Genomic DNA, 16,239 nt, shown 5'->3' with positions numbered 1-16,239 from the left:
CCGCCGGGCCCCGGTGGGCGGACTACCCGGGTCCGGCCACCGCGGCCGACGCCTGGGCCTCGCCCCGCGCGTGGATGCGCTGGAAGGCGAAGCGGGCCATGGTGTCGCCGGCCCCGTACGCCTTGCGGTCGCCCGTGGTGACGTCCTTGCCGCTGGTGTAGCCGGTGGTGGTGAAGTACGCGTAGCGGCCGTAGGCGTTGTACGTGCCGCGGCAGACGCCCGTCTGGCAGAAGCCGGGTACGCCCTTGCCGGGCAACGCGCTGACCAGGCCCTTGTCGACCTGGTCCTTGACCTTCTTGGCCTGGGCCGCGGTGTCGAAGACGGCGACGCCGATGGTGATCGCGGTGCCGTCCTTGACGTAGCTGGCGCGGATCAGGCGGGTGCAGTCGTTCTTGGTGAGGATCGCGCCGAGGGCGGGCTGGGTGACCGAGGCACACTTCGTGGTGCTGTCGGTCGCGCCCTTCTTGTAGACGTTCTCGCCGGAGGTGAACGTCTTGCCGGGGAAGAGGCCCTCCGCGGTGAGCGGCGCCTTGTCCTTCTTGGCGCTGGAGATGTAGTCCTTCGGGTCCGGCGGGGGCGGCGGCGTGGTCGCCTCGAAGGAGGGGCCCGGGTTCTTGCTCGCGCCGGGGATGTCGGCGGTGGCAGGGAGCTCGCTGGCCGGTTTGTTCGACACGGAGGTGTCGTCGCTGTTGGCGGAGACGACGGTGATGGCCACGGCCGCCGCGATGCCGATCGTGGCGAACGCGCCGCCGCCGATCATCAGCCACTTGCGCCGCCGGGTACGCGCCTCGGAGGCCTCGGCGAGCGCCGCCCAGTCGGGTGTGGGCCCGCCGCCGGGCCCGCCCGTTCCCCCCGGACCCCACTGAGGTCCCCCTTGCCCAAAGCTCATGGGCCGCATCTTAGACGGGCACCCGCGGATGTTGAGCGGGGGCCAGAGAGGGTTCCCCGCCTAGCCTGAGGCGCATGAACGCGGACAAAACGGCGGTTACGGGGTGGATGTCGCGGCCTGCCGAATGGCAGGTCCTCGTGGTGCTCGGTGCGGTGCTGCTCGCCGGGGCCGTCCGGGTGGGCCTGCGCACGCCGGACGGCGGCATGGACAACGCCATCGTGGTGCGGGCCGCCGAGGCCTGGCTGCACGGCCGCTCGCCCTACGCCGACCGGCACTTCCTCTATCTGCCGGGGGCCGTGCTCGCCGCCGTGCCGCAGGCCCTGCTGCCGACCGCCGCGGCGCGCTTCCTGGTCCCCGCGGGCGTCACCGCGGGGCTCGCCGCCGGGTGGGCCTGCGCGCTGCGGCTGTACGGAATCCCCTGGCGCAGCAGGTTCGCGGCGTACGGGCTCCTCGCGCTCGCGCTCGGCTTCGCCCCCTTCGGGCACCTCGTGGAGCTGGGCAACTGGACGGTGGCGTCCGCGGCGGCCCTGCCGCTCGCCCTGCTGCTCGCGTCCCGGGGCCGCTGGGCCGCCGCCGGTCTGGTGATCGGCGCCGCCGTCGCCGTGAAGCCGCTGCTCGCGCCCGCCGTGCTCCTCTTCGTCTTCGCCGGGCGGTGGCGGGGGCTCGCGGCGGCGGTCGGGCTGCCCGTGGTGGCCTCGCTCGGGGCGGCGCTCGCGATGCCGGACCCCGCCGGGTTCTTCACGCGGACGCTGCCCTTCCTGCTGCGCGGCGACGACGCCTTCGTACGGCTCTACGAGGCTTCGCCGTCCGCGGTGCTCGGGCGGCTCGGGGTGCCGCAGACCCTGGCGACGCTGCTCGCGGGGGGTGCCGCCGCGGCAGGGGTGTGGTGTGCCTGGCGGCGGTGGGGGAGAGGGGACGAGGGGCCCTCGCGGGTGGCGGAGTGCGCCACCATGCTCATGCTTTCGGCCTTTCTCGTCTCCCGGCCCTCGTACGACCACTATCTGCTGGTCGTCCTTCCGCTGCTGCTCGCCGGGGTGCTCACGCCCGGGGCGCCGGGGCGCGGTCCGTGGTTCTGGGTGGCGCTGGTGCCGCAGATCCCGGGGTTCACCTGGCCGTGGCTGGAGCCCGCGACGCGGCGGGCCTTCAAGGACGCGGCGACGCTCTGTCTCCTCGCGGGCACGCTCGGCTGGACCTGCCTGGCGGGCAGAACCGCAGGTGAGCGCGGGTTGCCGCCGAGGATCGCGCCCGGCGGGCAGCGGATTGACGCGGAGAACGCGGCGCGCGGCGGCTGAGGCGGGAAGCGGGTGATCCGTCACCGGGACCGGGGCCGTGGCCGCCGCGGGACCGGGGGCAGGCCTGCGGCCGGTTATCCTGGGGGTTCACAGGGCCGCCATGTCGGTGGAGCCGGCGTCGCCGGTCTCCAGGCCCGCGTTTTGACCCGTACGGGGCAGCGCGGGTATTCTGCGAGTTCGTTATGTGTATTGGCTTTCTCATTCTCACGTGAGGGGCCCTTACACCGGTCCACCGGGCCGATGACCAGCGGCAGGACTCGGTTGCGTCACCGAGGTCCGCCAGGGCTGTCGTACATCGTCCGTGGTGGCCATGTCAGGACCCCACCTCTGAAGAAGCGAAGGCTACGACACCGTGCGTACGTACAGCCCCAAGCCCGGCGATGTGACCCGCCAGTGGCACGTCATCGACGCCCGGGACATCGTCCTGGGCCGTCTGGCGACCACCGCTGCCACCCTTCTGCGTGGCAAGCACAAGCCGATCTACGCCCCTCACGTTGACACCGGTGACTTCGTCATCATCATCAACGCCGAGAAGGTGCACCTCTCCGGCAACAAGAAGACCCAGAAGATGGCGTACCGCCACTCCGGTTACCCGGGTGGTCTGCGTTCCGTCCGTTACGACGAGCTGCTCGCCAAGAGCCCCGAGAAGGCTGTCGAGAAGGCCGTCAAGGGCATGCTCCCCAAGAACACCCTGGGCCGCCAGATGCTCTCGAAGCTGAAGGTCTACGCGGGCGACCAGCACCCGCACGGCGCTCAGCAGCCGGTCCCGTTCGAGATCACCCAGGTCGCGCAGTAGTTCCGGCCACCCCCAAAGACGAAAAGAAATCTGAGGAGAATCGTGGCCGAGACCACCGTTGAGCAGCCGGTCGAAGAGACCGAGATCGCCGACGTCGAGCAGTACACCACCGAGTCCGAGGTCCCCGTCGAGGGCGAGTACACCTCGGAGTCGAACGCCGCGCGCTTCGGCGACCCCCAGCCGGCCGCCGGCCTGGGCCGTCGCAAGAACGCCATCGCCCGCGTCCGGATCGTCCCGGGCACCGGCAAGTGGAAGGTCAACGGGCGCACGCTCGAGGACTACTTCCCGAACAAGGTCCACCAGCAGGAAGTCAACGAGCCCTTCAAGGTGCTCGAGCTCGACAACCGCTACGACGTCATCGCCCGCATCTCGGGTGGCGGCGTCTCCGGTCAGGCCGGTGCGCTCCGTCTCGGTGTCGCCCGTGCGCTGAACGAGGCCGACGTCGACAACAACCGCGCCGCCCTCAAGAAGGCCGGTTACCTCAAGCGTGACGACCGTGCGGTCGAGCGCAAGAAGGCCGGTCTCAAGAAGGCCCGCAAGGCCCCGCAGTACAGCAAGCGCTAATCGCTGCCTGCTTGTACTGCTTCGTTCGCCCCGGCGGCACAGAATGTGCTGCCGGGGCGTTCGTCTATCAGGAACGAACGTTCGGAGGACAGCAGTGGGACGACTCTTCGGCACGGACGGCGTGCGTGGTGTCGCCAACGCGGATCTGACGGCCGAGCTCGCGCTCGGACTCTCCGTGGCGGCGGCGCACGTACTGGCCGAGGCGGGCACCTTCGAAGGCCACCGGCCGAAAGCCGTGGTCGGACGGGACCCGCGTGCGTCCGGGGAGTTCCTGGAGGCCGCGGTGGTCGCGGGCCTCGCGAGCGCGGGCGTGGACGTCCTGCGCGTCGGTGTGCTGCCCACCCCCGCGGTGGCGCATCTCACCGGTGCGCTGGGCGCTGACCTCGGTGTGATGCTCTCCGCCAGCCACAACGCCATGCCGGACAACGGCATCAAGTTCTTCGCCCGCGGTGGCCACAAGCTCGCCGACGACCTTGAGGACCGCATCGAGTCGGTCTACGAGAAGCACCGCACGGGCGCTCCCTGGCAGCGGCCCACCGGGTCCGGCGTCGGCCGGGTGAGCTCCTACGACCAGGGGCTCGACCAGTACATCGCGCACCTCCTCGGGGTGCTGCCCAACCGCCTCGACGGACTGCGGATCGTCCTCGACGAGGCGCACGGCGCCGCCGCCCGCGTCTCGCCGGAGGCGTTCGCGCGCGCCGGTGCCGAGGTCATCACGATCGGCGCCCAGCCGGACGGCCTCAACATCAACGACGGCTGCGGCTCGACCCACCTGGACCTGCTCAAGGCGGCCGTCGTCGAGCACGGCGCCGACTTCGGCATCGCGCACGACGGTGACGCCGACCGCTGCCTCGCCGTGGACGGCGCGGGCGAGGAGATCGACGGCGACCAGATCCTCGCGGTGCTCGCCCTCGCCATGCGGGAGCACGGCACGCTGCGCGGCGACACCGTTGTCGCCACCGTCATGTCGAACCTCGGCTTCAAGCTCGCCATGGAGGCGCAGGGGCTCGCGCTCGTGCAGACCGCCGTCGGCGACCGCTATGTCCTGGAGTCGATGAAGGAGCACGGCTACGCCCTCGGCGGTGAGCAGTCCGGGCACGTCATCGTCCTGGACCACGCGACCACGGGCGACGGCACGCTGACCGGGCTGCTCCTCGCGGCGCGGGTCGCCGAGACGGGGCGTACGCTCGCCGACCTCGCCGGGGTCATGAAGCGGCTCCCGCAGGTCCTCATCAACGTGCCCGACGTCGACAAGTCCCGGGTGACGACCTCGGCCGAGCTGACCGCCGCCGTCACCGAGGCCGAGCGCGAGCTGGGCTCCACCGGGCGGGTGCTGCTGCGCCCTTCGGGGACGGAGCCGCTGGTGCGGGTCATGGTCGAGGCCGCCGACATCGAGCAGGCGCGGTCCGTGGCCGGCCGCCTGGCCGACGTGGTGAAGTCGGCGCTGGGCTAAGGGTGTTGTGACCTCGCGGTACGTCGCCGCTGCCTGGCCCACAGCGCCTTCTGGGCCAGCAGCGTCGCCGTACCCGCGAGGACGATGCCGAGCAGGTTGAGCAGGAGCTGTTCCGTCGAGCCCCACGCCTGGCGGTACTCGGCGTAGCTGAAGGCGACCGCGGCGTTCGCCGCCGCGGGGACCGTCGTCACCGAGATCGCGACTCCGACCAGGGCACCCGACTTCGCCGAGGTGAGGGAGAGCGTGCCCGCGGCGCCCGCGAGGACCGCGACCACGAACGAGAACCAGTCGGGGCGGTAGATGAAGTTCGTGTTCGGGCGGTCCGCCCGCAGGGCTTCGTCGCTGAACAGGTTCATCGCGCCCATGAAGTAGCTGAACCCGACGGTCACCGCCATCGCCGCCGCGAACCCCACGAGCAGCGCGATCAGCGCGCGCAGGGCCAGCCGGGGAGCGCGCCGGACGAGAGCCGTGCAGAACCCCGCGAGCGGGCCGAACTCCGGGCCCACGGCCATCGCGCCCACGATCAGGATCGCGTTGTCGAGCACGACACCGCAGGCCGCGATCATCGTGGCGAGGGTGATGAACGCGACGTAGGTGGCCGAGAGCGTCGACTCCTCGTGGGTCGCGTCCGTGAGCTGCTCCCACAGGACCGCGTCGGCGGCCTCTCCCGGTGCGTCCTTCTCCGCCTTGTCGGCGCGCTCGGAGAGGGAGAGGTCGATGTTCTCGACCGCGATCGAGCCCGTCCTGTCGATGCCCAGCGCGCGGAGGCCGTCGAGCAGTTCGTCGGCCGCCTCGCGGGCGGTGTCGCACATGACGACGTCGCCCGCCGGGGCGCGGGCCGCGCCGGGGAGCACGGCCAGGTGCGCGGTCCCCGTGGTCCCCTCGATCAGGCGCACCACCGACTCGGTGGTGTCCGCGGGAGTGATCAGGCGCAGGTGCAGCATGCCCGCACAGTAGTCGGCACCGGGGCGCGGCCGTACGGGCGTTGGTTCAGAGTTTGCGCAGGCTCAGGCGCTGCACCTTGTGGTCGGGGCCCTTGCGGACCACCAGGGCGGCCCGGCCGCGGGTCGGGGCCACGTTCTCCACCAGATTGACCCTGTTGATCGTGCGCCAGGTCGTGCGGGCGTAGTCGAGGGCCTCCTCCTCCGAGACCTGTGTGTACTTGCGGAAGTACGAGGACGGGTTCTGGAAGGCCGTGAGGCGCAGCTTCTTGAACCGGTTGAGGTACCAGCGCTCGATGTCCTCCGTGCGGGCGTCCACGTACACGCTGAAGTCGAAGTAGTCGGCGAGGCCCACGCGGGTGCGGCCGTCGCTGCCCGGGAGCGCGGGCTGAAGGACGTTCAGGCCCTCGACGATCAGGATGTCGGGGCGGCGGACCGTGAGGCGCTGACCGGGCACGATGTCGTAGATGAGGTGGGAGTAGACGGGCGCAGTCACCTCTGCTTTGCCCGCCTTGATGTCCGCGACGAAGCGGGTGAGGGCGCGGCGGTCGTACGACTCGGGGAAGCCCTTGCGGGACATCAGGCCGCGGGCTTCCAGCTCCTTGGTGGGGAGCAGGAAGCCGTCGGTCGTCACCAGCTCCACGCGGGGGTGTTCCGGCCAGCGGGAGAGCAGGGCCTGGAGGAGGCGGGCGACGGTCGACTTGCCGACCGCCACGGAGCCGGCGACTCCTATGACGAAGGGCGTGCCCGACTGTGAGCCCTTCTCGCCGAGGAAGGTGTTCAGGGCGCCGCGCAGGCCGTCGGTGGCGCCCACGTAGAGGTTCAGGAGGCGGGAGAGCGGGAGGTAGATGTCGCGGACCTCGTCCAGGTCGATGACGTCGCCGAGGCCCCTGAGTCTCTCCACCTCCTCCGCCGTGAGGGGGAGCGGCGTCTTCTCCCGCAGCGCGCTCCACTCGCTGCGGGTGAGGTCGACGTAGGGAGTCGCCTCCGGCTTCTGCCGGTGGGCGCTCCGCGGCGCCTTCATTGGCGCGGAGACCGAAGAGATCACAGTTCATTGTCACGGTTGTGCGCGCGGTGGGCGGGGTGGGGTGTGTCACGCTGATCCGGTGATTATCGGGGTTGGCATCGACGTGGCGGAGATCGAGCGGTTCGGCGCGGCGCTGCGGCGCACGCCCGGGATGGCCGAGCGGCTCTTCGTCCCGGGCGAGCTGCTGCTGCCGAGCGGGGAGCGGCGTGGCGTGGCCTCGCTCGCGGCCCGCTTCGCGGCGAAGGAGGCGGTGGCCAAGGCTCTGGGCGCACCCGGGGGCCTGCGGTGGACCGACGCCGAGGTGTACGTCGAGGACACCGGCCGCCCGAGGCTGCGGGTACGCGCCACGGTGGCGGACCGAGCCGCCGAACTGGGCGTCCGCGCATGGCACGTGTCACTGAGCCATGACGCGGGGGTGGCTTCGGCGGTGGTGGTGGCGGAGGGCTAGTCCCGGACGGCCTCGGGCGGGGTGTTGTCGGTCGGGGGAGACTGGGGGGCATGCGTAGTGCTTACTCGGTGGAGGATGTGCGGGCGGCTGAGGGTGTGGCCATGGCTCGGGGGGCCGAAGGGGCCTTGATGCAGCGTGCCGCGGCCGGCCTGGCCGCCGAGTGCGCGCGGCTGCTCGACCGGGTGTACGGCAGCCGGGTCACGCTGCTCGTGGGCAGCGGTGACAACGGCGGCGACGCGCTGTACGCCGGGGCCCGGCTCGCCCGGCGGGGAGCGGGGGTCACCGCCGTGCTGCTGGCGCCGGACCGTACGCACCCCGGCGGCCTGGCCGCGCTGCGCACCGCGGGCGGCCGTGTCGTGGACGGCGAGGAGGACCGGGCGCTGGACGCGGTCGCCGCCGCCCGCCTTGTGGTCGACGGCATCGTGGGCATCGGCGGCAGGGGCGGACTCCGCGACCGCGCGGCGCACCTGGCCGCGGCCGCCCGCGGGGCCACGGTCGTCGCCGTCGACCTGCCGAGCGGCGTGGCCGCCGACACCGGCGAGGTGCCCGGCGAGGCGGTGCGCGCCGACGTGACGGTGACCTTCGGGACGTACAAGCCGGGGCTCCTCATCGACCCGGGCCGCGAGTACGCCGGAGCCGTGCGGCTCGTCGACATCGGCCTTGAGCTGCCGCCCGAGCGGCGGGCCCTGGAAGCCCTCCAGTACGCCGACGTGGCCCGGCTGCTGCCCGTGCCGACCGGGGAGAGCGACAAGTACCGCCGCGGCGTCGTGGGCGTCGTCGCCGGGTCGGCCCGCTACCCCGGAGCGGCCGTGCTCTGCGTCGCCGGAGCCCTGCACGGCGGCGCGGGCGCCGTACGGTACGCCGGCCCCGCCGCCGACGCCGTCATCGCCCGGTTCCCCGAGGCCCTGGTCTCCGCGGGACCGCCGTCGCAGGCCGGACGGGTGCAGGCGTGGGCCGTGGGCCCCGGCCTCGGCGACGACGAGGACCGGCTCCTGGACGTGCTCGACGCCGACGTACCCGTACTGATCGACGCGGACGGCCTGCGCCTCGCCGACGCCCGGCGGGTCCGCGAGCGGCGCGCCCCCACGCTGCTCACCCCGCACGCGGGCGAGGCCGCCGCGCTCCTCGGCGTCGAGCGCGCGCAGGTCGAGTCGGCCAGGCTCTCCGCGGTCCGGGAGCTGGCGTCCCGGTACGGCGCGACCGTCCTGCTCAAGGGGTCGACGACGCTGGTCGCCGCCGCCGAGGGGCCCGTCCGCGTCAACCCCACGGGCACCCCATGGCTGGCCACCGCCGGCAGCGGCGACGTGCTGTCCGGCCTCGCGGGGTCCCTGCTGGCGGCCGGGCTCGAAGCGCGTGACGCGGGCTCGGCCGCCGCCTATCTGCACGGTCTGGCCGCGCGCCACGCGTCGGACGGCGCACCCGTGGCCGCGCAGGACGTCGCCGAGGCCATTCCGGCGGCCTGGCGGGACGTGCGGGACTGAGGGGCGAGGGTCGCCGCCCGGCCGCGGGAACCGCCACGGGAGAAGGGTTGACGGCGGCCTCTGAGACACTGTTTCGCGATGAACGAGACAGCCCCCTACCGCGTCCGCGCCGAGATCGACCTCGCCGCCCTCCGTGCCAACGTGCGCTCACTGCGCGCCCACGCGCCGGATGCCGCGTTCATGGCCGTGGTCAAGGCCGACGCGTACGGCCACGGAATGGTGCCCTGCGCCAAGGCCGCCCTCCAGGCGGGCGCCACCTGGGTCGGGACCGCGACTCCCGAGGAGGCGCTGGCCCTGCGCGCCGCCGGTGTTCCGGGACGGCTGATGTGCTGGCTCTGGACGCCGGGCGGACCCTGGCGCGAGGGCATCGAGGCCGACCTCGACATGTCGGTGAGCGCGCTGTGGGCGCTGCGCGAGGTGACGGCCGCCGCGCGCGGGGCGGGCCGCGCCGCCCGTATCCAGCTCAAGGCCGACACCGGCCTCGGCCGCAACGGCTGCACGCCCGCCGACTGGCCCGAACTCGTGGCGGCGGCCCTGCGCGCCGAGGCCGAAGGGCTCGTCCGCGTCACCGGCCTCTGGTCGCACTTCGCGTGCGCCGACGAGCCCGGGCACCCCTCGATCGCGGCGCAGCTGACCGTCTTCCGCGAGATGGTGGCGTACGCCGAGGACCAGGGCGTCCGCCCCGAGGTCCGGCACATCGCGAACTCCCCGGGGACGCTCACGCTCCCGGAGACCCACTTCGACCTCGTACGGCCGGGCATCGCGATGTACGGCATCTCGCCGAGCCCCGAGGTCGGCACGCCCGAGGACTTCGGGCTGCGGCCCGTGATGACCCTCAGCGCCTCGCTCGCCCTGGTCAAGCACGTCCCCGCGGGCCTCGGCGTCAGTTACGGGCATCACTACGTCACCCCCGGCGAGACCACCCTCGGCCTCGTCCCCGCCGGGTACGGCGACGGCATCCCGCGGCACGCGTCGGGCACCGCCCCGGTCCTGGTCGCCGGCAAGTGGCGGACGGTCGCGGGCCGCGTGGCCATGGACCAGTTCGTGGTGGACCTCGGCGGCGACGAGCCGGAGGCGGGCGCGGAGGCACTGCTCTTCGGGCCCGGCGACCGCGGGGAGCCGACCGCCGAGGACTGGGCGCAGGCGGCGGGCACCATCGCGTACGAGATCGTCACCCGCATCGGACCCCGCGTGCCGCGCGTCCATGTGAATGAGCGGCCGGAGCCGGGAGAGACATCTACGAGCGGTCCGATCACTGACTAGGAGCGGCACGTGAGCGAGAGCAGCACGGGGGCCGCCGCGGCGGAAGCGGCGGTGGAGGCCGTCGCCGTGGCCGGGAACTGGCGGCGCGCCGGGGTCGCGGGCGCCGCGATCGGTGTCATCGCCGCGGGCGCGGCGGCGGGCGTCGCCATAGAGCGGCTCACCGTCGGCCGCGGGATGCGCAAGAAGGCGCGGCTCGCGCTGGACGCCGCCGGTCCTTACGGCTCACTGCGGGGCATGCCGGGCACGGCGTACGCGGACGACGGCACCGAGCTCTCGTACGAGGTCGAGGACGTCGAGGGCGATGCCGAGAGCGAGCCAAGCGGCAGGGGCGCCCGCGGGCGCCGCCTCTTCGGGCGCGGACGCGCGGCCCCGGCGGCGCCCGTCACCGTCGTCTTCAGCCACGGCTACTGCCTGAACCAGGACTCCTGGCACTTCCAGCGCGCCGCCCTGCGTGGGGCCGTCCGCGCGGTCTACTGGGACCAGCGCAGCCACGCGCGGTCGGCGCGCGGCGTCGACCAGCTCGAACGGCGGGTGCCGGTCTCCATCGACCAGCTGGGGCGCGACCTGAAGGCCGTCATCGACGCGGCGGCGCCCGAGGGGCCGCTCGTCCTGGTCGGGCACTCCATGGGCGGCATGACGACCATGGCCCTCGCCGACCAGTTCCCTGAGCTGATCCGCGAGCGCGTCGTCGGCGTCGCCCTCGTCGGTACGTCGTCGGGGCGGCTCGGTGAGGTGAACTTCGGCCTCCCGGTGGCCGGGATGAACGCGGTGCGCCGGGTCCTGCCGGGGCTGCTGCGGACGCTGGGCTCGCAGGCCGAGCTGGTCGAGCGCGGACGGCGGGCCACCGCGGACCTCTTCGCGGGCGTCATCAAGCGGTACTCGTTCTCGCGCAAGGACGTGGACCCCGCGATCGCGCGGTTCGCGGAGCGGATGATCGAGGCCACGCCGATCGACGTGGTCGCGGAGTTCTATCCGGCCTTCGCCGAGCACGACAAGGCGGAGGCGCTTGAGCACTTCGCCGGTCTGCCGGTGCTCGTGCTGGCCGGGGCCAAGGACCTGGTCACGCCGAGCGAGCACAGCGAGGCGATCGCCGCGCTGCTGCCGGGCGCCGATCTCGTCCTCGTGCCGGACGCGGGGCACCTCGTCATGCTGGAACACCCCGACCTGGTCACCGACCGGCTCGCGGAGCTGCTCGCCAGGGCGGGCGCGGGGCGGGCGGCGGCCGGTACGGGTACGAGTACCGGTACGGGTACGGGTACGGGTACGTCAGAGCGGTGACACGGCGGGGCCCGGGGTGTCGCAGCGGCTAACGTGGACGCCATGGAAGCACCGCACCACCAGGCCCCCGCCAACGTTGCCGAGATCACCGTCAACTCCCCCGAACAGATGGGCGAGTTGGGCCGCCGCCTGGCCAAAATCCTGCGCCCCGGCGACCTCGTCATGCTCACCGGTGAGCTCGGCGCCGGCAAGACGACGCTGACCCGCGGCCTCGGCGAGGGCCTCGGCGTGCGCGGCGCCGTCACGTCGCCGACCTTCGTCATCGCCCGCGTCCACCCGCCGCTCGGCGCGGGGCCCGCGCTGGTGCACGTCGACGCGTACCGCCTGGGCGGCGGGCTCGACGAGATGGAGGACCTGGACCTCGACGTGTCGCTCCCCGACTCGGTGATCGTCGTGGAGTGGGGCGACGGCAAGGTCGAGGAGCTGTCGGACGACCGCCTGCACGTCGTCATCGACCGCGCGGTGGGCGACACCGCGGACGAGGTCCGCGAGGTGACTCTCACGGGCCTAGGCGCCCGCTGGACCGAGGCGGATCTGGCCGCGCTGTCCGCGTAGCCCCGGGCCCGGGTGGTTCCCCGGCCGGAGTTTCCGACAAGGCGTCGGGAAATTGTTGCGCTGTGCGGTCCGGGCGTGGTCACATGGGTGGTGGAACTGGTTAGGTCTACCTAACCACGTCTGCCCGAAGCCCCCAGGAGGCATCCATGTCGGCTTCAGAACGTGACGCAGAGCCGCAGCCGCAGCCGAAGCCGCGGGGACTGCCGGGGCCGTCCGGCGCCGGGCAGGCGGGGGTGCTGTCGATGAGTGACCTGCTGGCCTCCTGCGCGGCGGCGAGCGCGGTGTCCACGCCGCCCAGGGACCCGGTTGCCGCTACGGAACGACGACGACCTTCTTGTTGATGCCGGCGAACTCCCACATCGCGTCGCCGTGCTCGCGCGACTGACGGATGCCGCCGGTCTTCTTCGACGGGTCCGCCTTCGGTGTGGCCCCGTCGACCGCCGCGCTGAAGCCGATCGTGACCCCTTCGGCGTTCGTGAACCGCACGACGTGCTCGATGGCCGCGCCGTCCGTGCCGGTGACCGCGCCCTGGCGTGAGCCGACGGTGTAGGTGCCCGGCGCCGGGTCGACCGAGCCGGGCGTCACCTTGTACGTGGTGCGCGCCTTGCCGGAGTCCTCGACGAGCCAGACGCGGTCGGCGCCGAGGGAGTACACGACCCGCTCGCCGTCACCGGACTGCCGCGGCACCGCCGCCGGTCCCGCCTTCTCCTTGGGGGAGCCCGAGGCGGAGGCGGCGGGAGACTTGGACGGGGGCTTGGCCAGGCTGTCCGGCGCGCTGGCCGAGGCCTGGTAGGCGAGGAACCCGACCGCTGCGAGCGCGGCGGCGGTGAGCCCGGCCACGATTCCCGAGCTGCTCCTTGACACCTTGCGCCACCCACCTTTTCGTACTGCGTACGGCTACGTGGTGACGGTAGCAGCAGGGGCCGTACATCCCGGGGCGGCCGTGCGACGTGCGCCGGAGCCGTAGGCTGTTCGCGTGCTCTTGCTCGCTCTGGATACCGCAACGCCCGCCGTCACCGTCGCCCTCCACGACGGCTCCCGAGCCGTCTCGGAGTCGGGCCAGGTCGACGCCCGCCGCCACGGGGAGCTGCTGCTTCCGGCCGTCGACCGCGTGCTCGCCGAAGCGGGGGTCCGCCTCGACGCCGTGACCGGCATCGTCGTCGGCGTGGGCCCCGGCCCCTACACCGGCCTCCGCGTCGGCCTGATGACCGCCGACACCTTCGGCCTCGCGCTCGGCGTCCCGGTGCACGGCGTGTGCACCCTGGACGGCCTCGCGTACGCCTCGGGCATCGACAGCGGCCCCTTCGTGGTCGCCACCGACGCCCGGCGCAAAGAGGTCTACTGGGCGCGTTACGACGACGTACGCACGCGTACGGGTGAACCTGCCGTCGACCGGCCCGCCGACATCGCCGCCGAGGCCGAGGGCCTGCCCGCGGTCGGCGCGGGCGCGCTGCTCTACCCCGGCACCTTTCCCGACGCCCGCGGCCCCGAGCACGTCTCGGCCGCCTCGCTCGCGGCCCTGGCCGCCGAGCGGCTCGCGGCGGGCGAGGAGCTCCTGGAGCCCCGGCCGCTGTACCTGCGCCGCCCCGACGCGCAGGTGCCGAAGAACTACAAGGTGGTCACCCCCAAGTGACCCAGGTGACCGCCCAACCCGTGCTGCGCGAGATGCGCTGGTGGCACATCGAACCGGTGTTCGTCCTGGAGAAGGAGCTCTTCCCGGACGACGCGTGGTCGCGCGGGATGTTCTGGTCCGAGCTCGCCCACGCGCGCGGACCGCAGGCCACCCGCCGCTACGTGGTCGCCATGGACGGCGACCGCCTCGTCGGGTACGCGGGGCTCGCCGCCTCGGGTGACCTCGCCGACGTCCAGACGATCGCCGTCGCCCGCGAGCACTGGGGCACCGGCCTCGGCGCCCGCCTCCTCACCGACCTGCTCCAGGCCGCCACGGCGTTCGAGTGCGCCGAGGTGATGCTGGAGGTGCGGGTCGACAACACACGGGCCCAGAAGCTGTACGAACGCTTCGGCTTCGAGCCCATCGGCTTCCGGCGCGGCTACTACCAGCCCGGCAACGTGGACGCCCTGGTGATGCGCCGCACCGACCCCTCCACCACCGCAACCGGCGTACAAGGAACCGAGATTCATGGCTGACTCGCGCGACGAACCCCTCGTCCTCGGCATCGAGACCTCCTGCGACGAGACCGGCGTCGGCATCGTCCGCGGCACCACCCTGCTCGCCGACGCCGTCGCCTCCAGCGTGGACGAGCACGCCCGCTTCGGCGGCGTCGTGCCCGAGGTCGCCTCCCGCGCGCACCTGGAGGCCATGGTGCCGACCATCGAGCGCGCCCTGAAGGACGCCGGGGTCAGTGCCAGGGACCTCGACGGCATCGCGGTCACCGCGGGCCCCGGACTCGCGGGCGCGCTCCTGGTCGGCGTCTCGGCCGCCAAGGCGTACGCGTACGCCCTCGACAAGCCGCTCTACGGAGTGAACCACCTCGCCTCGCACATCTGCGTGGACCAGCTGGAGCACGGGCCGCTGCCCGAGCCGACCATGGCGCTCCTGGTCTCCGGCGGCCACTCCTCGCTGCTGCTCTCCGCCGACATCACCTCGGACGTGCGGCCGCTCGGGTCGACCATCGACGACGCGGCGGGCGAGGCGTTCGACAAGATCGCCCGCGTGCTGAACCTCGGCTTCCCCGGCGGCCCCGTCATCGACCGGTACGCGCGCGAGGGCGACCCGGCGGCGATCGCCTTCCCGCGCGGCCTCACCGGGCCGCGCGACGCCCCGTACGACTTCTCCTTCTCGGGGCTCAAGACGTCCGTCGCCCGCTGGATCGAGGCGAAGCGCGCCGCGGGCGAGGAGGTGCCGGTGCGGGACGTGTCGGCGTCCTTCCAGGAGGCGGTCGTCGACGTGCTGACCCGCAAGGCCGTACGCGCCTGCAAGGACGAGGGCGTCGACCACCTCATGATCGGCGGCGGCGTGGCCGCCAACACGCGGCTGCGGGCGATGGCCCAGGAGCGGTGCGAGAAGGCGGGCATCCGGCTGCGCGTGCCGCGCCCCAAGCTGTGCACGGACAACGGCGCGATGGTCGCCGCCCTCGGCGCGGAGATGGTGGCGCGCAACCGCTCTGCGTCCTCCTGGGACCTGTCGGCGGACTCGTCGCTGCCGGTGACGGAACCGCACGTCCCGGGGCACACCCACGACCACGACCACGTGCACGAGGTCAGCAAGGAGAACCTGTACCCGTGACCGTCGCGCTGATGTGGGAGGCCCGTGCCGCCGAGGGACGGGGTGAGGAACTGCTCGCGTGGGCCAGGACGCGGGAGCTGCCCGGTGAGCCGGTCCGCCGCGAGCACTTCAGGGCGCCGGGGGACCGCGTCCTCGTCATCACCTGGTGGGACGCGGCCTACGACGCCGGCCTGCCGGAGCTGCCGGAGCCCGCGCCGGACCTCGTGACGCGCGCGGTGCACCGCTGGCGGTTCGAGTCGGCCGACGCCGGCTGAGAGCCCGCTCCGACGCTCAGGGCCTCCGGTACGTCAGCAGGTACCGCCAGAACAGCAGCTGCCGCACGCTGCTGCCCGGCAGGAGGCGCGCGGCCTCCGCGCGGATGCGGGGGAGCGTCATGTCCGGCTGCCGTACGGGAGCCTGGAGCGGCGGCATGTGCTCGCCGCGCAGGCGCTCACCCGCGTACACCGTCACCCGGGCCACCGCGTTGGCGGGCGACGCGGCCAGGTCCCACCACGTCATTCCCGCGTAGCAGCCGAGGACGAGCAGGGTGCCGCCGGGCGCGAGGGCGGCGCGCAGGCGCGTGACCGTGGCGAACGGCATGTGGTGCAGGCTCGCCAGGCAGGTGATGACGTCGTAGCGGCCCTCGGGCAGCTCCTCCTCGGTCACGTCGGCCCGGCGGAAGCGGGGGCCGCCGCCGGCCGCCCGGGCCTCGGCGATGACCTCGGGGGAGGGGTCGAGCGCGTCGACCTCGTAGCCGCGCGCCGCGAGGAGGCGGGCGAAGCGGCCGGTGCCGCAGCCGATGTCGAGGGCGGTGCGGCCGTGCGGGGGCAGGTCCTGCGGCTTCGCCAGCTTCCGCAGGAGCAGACGGTGGTAGTGGTCGTTGTGGTCGAAGGGCATGCGGGCGAGCCTGGCACGGCCCCGCGCGGTCCCGAGCGGTCCCGAGCGGTCCCGCGGAAAAGTTTTCCGAGAAAGTCCGGCGGCGGTGTCGATCCCGGCGTTCCCCGTTCGACGCCAGGGTGAGAGGCG

18 protein-coding genes are annotated in these 16,239 nt (G+C 73.2%); 13 read left to right on the top strand and 5 right to left on the bottom strand.

Going from position 1 to position 16,239, the window contains the following annotated elements; genetic code table 11:
- Positions 1–22 precede the first annotated feature (22 nt).
- On the bottom strand, positions 23–889 hold the full coding sequence (locus tag ACZ6JY_RS28905) for a hypothetical protein (protein WP_469200425.1): 867 nt from the start codon (positions 887–889) through the stop codon (positions 23–25).
- Between the two features lie 74 nt (positions 890–963).
- Between ACZ6JY_RS28905 and ACZ6JY_RS28900 the strand changes: the two genes are divergently transcribed.
- The 4 genes from ACZ6JY_RS28900 (at position 964) to glmM (ending at position 4,994) form a co-directional block, all read left to right on the top strand.
- On the top strand, positions 964–2,181 hold the full coding sequence (locus ACZ6JY_RS28900) for a glycosyltransferase family 87 protein (RefSeq protein ID WP_469200423.1): 1,218 nt from the start codon (positions 964–966) through the stop codon (positions 2,179–2,181).
- Positions 2,182–2,533: 352 nt separating this feature from the next.
- Positions 2,534–2,977, top strand: a complete 444-nt coding sequence (gene rplM / locus ACZ6JY_RS28895; RefSeq protein WP_076684960.1) for a 50S ribosomal protein L13 — start codon at positions 2,534–2,536, stop codon at positions 2,975–2,977.
- 42 nt (positions 2,978–3,019) lie between these two features.
- A complete protein-coding gene (gene rpsI / locus ACZ6JY_RS28890; RefSeq protein WP_447037965.1) occupies positions 3,020–3,541 on the top strand; it encodes a 30S ribosomal protein S9 in 522 nt (173 codons plus the stop codon).
- 94 nt (positions 3,542–3,635) lie between these two features.
- Positions 3,636–4,994 carry a phosphoglucosamine mutase gene (gene glmM, locus ACZ6JY_RS28885; RefSeq protein WP_469200420.1) on the top strand — a complete coding sequence of 453 codons (1,359 nt, stop codon included), beginning with the start codon at positions 3,636–3,638 and terminating at the stop codon, positions 4,992–4,994.
- On the opposite strand, the gene ACZ6JY_RS28880 is transcribed toward glmM, so the two are convergent.
- Together ACZ6JY_RS28880 and coaA are read right to left on the bottom strand one after the other, a co-directional pair.
- Positions 4,991–5,938, bottom strand: a complete 948-nt coding sequence (locus ACZ6JY_RS28880) for a DUF389 domain-containing protein (protein ID WP_469200418.1) — start codon at positions 5,936–5,938, stop codon at positions 4,991–4,993. The genes glmM and ACZ6JY_RS28880 overlap by 4 nt on opposite strands.
- A gap of 46 nt (positions 5,939–5,984) precedes the next feature.
- Positions 5,985–6,983 carry a type I pantothenate kinase gene (gene coaA / locus ACZ6JY_RS28875; RefSeq protein ID WP_469200416.1) on the bottom strand — a complete coding sequence of 333 codons (999 nt, stop codon included), beginning with the start codon at positions 6,981–6,983 and terminating at the stop codon, positions 5,985–5,987.
- 58 nt (positions 6,984–7,041) lie between these two features.
- Between coaA and ACZ6JY_RS28870 the strand changes: the two genes are divergently transcribed.
- From ACZ6JY_RS28870 to tsaE, 5 genes are all read left to right on the top strand, one after another.
- Positions 7,042–7,410 carry a holo-ACP synthase gene (locus ACZ6JY_RS28870; RefSeq protein WP_469200414.1) on the top strand — a complete coding sequence of 123 codons (369 nt, stop codon included), beginning with the start codon at positions 7,042–7,044 and terminating at the stop codon, positions 7,408–7,410.
- A 50-nt stretch (positions 7,411–7,460) separates the two neighbouring features.
- Positions 7,461–8,891 carry an NAD(P)H-hydrate dehydratase gene (locus tag ACZ6JY_RS28865; RefSeq protein ID WP_469200412.1) on the top strand — a complete coding sequence of 477 codons (1,431 nt, stop codon included), beginning with the start codon at positions 7,461–7,463 and terminating at the stop codon, positions 8,889–8,891.
- 78 nt (positions 8,892–8,969) lie between these two features.
- A complete protein-coding gene (alr, locus tag ACZ6JY_RS28860) occupies positions 8,970–10,154 on the top strand; it encodes an alanine racemase (protein WP_469200410.1) in 1,185 nt (394 codons plus the stop codon).
- Between the two features lie 9 nt (positions 10,155–10,163).
- Positions 10,164–11,432: an alpha/beta fold hydrolase gene (locus ACZ6JY_RS28855; RefSeq protein ID WP_469200408.1), complete on the top strand. Its 1,269-nt coding sequence runs from the start codon at positions 10,164–10,166 to the stop codon at positions 11,430–11,432.
- Between the two features lie 42 nt (positions 11,433–11,474).
- A complete protein-coding gene (tsaE, locus tag ACZ6JY_RS28850) occupies positions 11,475–11,987 on the top strand; it encodes a tRNA (adenosine(37)-N6)-threonylcarbamoyltransferase complex ATPase subunit type 1 TsaE (protein ID WP_469200406.1) in 513 nt (170 codons plus the stop codon).
- A 312-nt stretch (positions 11,988–12,299) separates the two neighbouring features.
- Here tsaE and ACZ6JY_RS28845 read toward each other — a convergent pair whose 3' ends face one another.
- On the bottom strand, positions 12,300–12,851 hold the full coding sequence (locus tag ACZ6JY_RS28845) for a hypothetical protein (RefSeq protein ID WP_469200404.1): 552 nt from the start codon (positions 12,849–12,851) through the stop codon (positions 12,300–12,302).
- A gap of 112 nt (positions 12,852–12,963) precedes the next feature.
- On the opposite strand from ACZ6JY_RS28845, the gene tsaB reads away from it, so the two are divergent.
- From tsaB to ACZ6JY_RS28825, 4 genes are read left to right on the top strand one after another with little or no spacing between them, the layout of a single operon-like run.
- Positions 12,964–13,620 (top strand): tRNA (adenosine(37)-N6)-threonylcarbamoyltransferase complex dimerization subunit type 1 TsaB, encoded by a 657-nt coding sequence (tsaB, locus tag ACZ6JY_RS28840; RefSeq protein WP_469200402.1) that lies wholly within the window; start codon positions 12,964–12,966, stop codon positions 13,618–13,620.
- 32 nt (positions 13,621–13,652) lie between these two features.
- Positions 13,653–14,135 (top strand): ribosomal protein S18-alanine N-acetyltransferase, encoded by a 483-nt coding sequence (gene rimI / locus ACZ6JY_RS28835; RefSeq protein ID WP_469200821.1) that lies wholly within the window; start codon positions 13,653–13,655, stop codon positions 14,133–14,135.
- Positions 14,128–15,234, top strand: coding sequence for a tRNA (adenosine(37)-N6)-threonylcarbamoyltransferase complex transferase subunit TsaD (tsaD, locus tag ACZ6JY_RS28830; RefSeq protein ID WP_447037953.1), 1,107 nt, complete (start codon positions 14,128–14,130; stop codon positions 15,232–15,234). Before rimI ends, tsaD begins: the two co-directional genes overlap by 8 nt.
- Positions 15,231–15,488 (top strand): hypothetical protein, encoded by a 258-nt coding sequence (locus ACZ6JY_RS28825; protein ID WP_469200400.1) that lies wholly within the window; start codon positions 15,231–15,233, stop codon positions 15,486–15,488. Before tsaD ends, ACZ6JY_RS28825 begins: the two co-directional genes overlap by 4 nt.
- A gap of 16 nt (positions 15,489–15,504) precedes the next feature.
- Here the strand turns inward: ACZ6JY_RS28825 and ACZ6JY_RS28820 are convergent, their stop codons facing one another.
- Positions 15,505–16,110, bottom strand: a complete 606-nt coding sequence (locus tag ACZ6JY_RS28820) for a class I SAM-dependent methyltransferase (protein ID WP_469200398.1) — start codon at positions 16,108–16,110, stop codon at positions 15,505–15,507.
- Positions 16,111–16,239: the final 129 nt, after the last annotated feature.

The organism is Streptomyces sp. NPDC046335 (assembly GCF_055587985.1).
The sequence above is the reverse complement of the archived record's forward strand: the minus strand, read 5'-3'. Positions and strand labels throughout refer to the sequence as shown.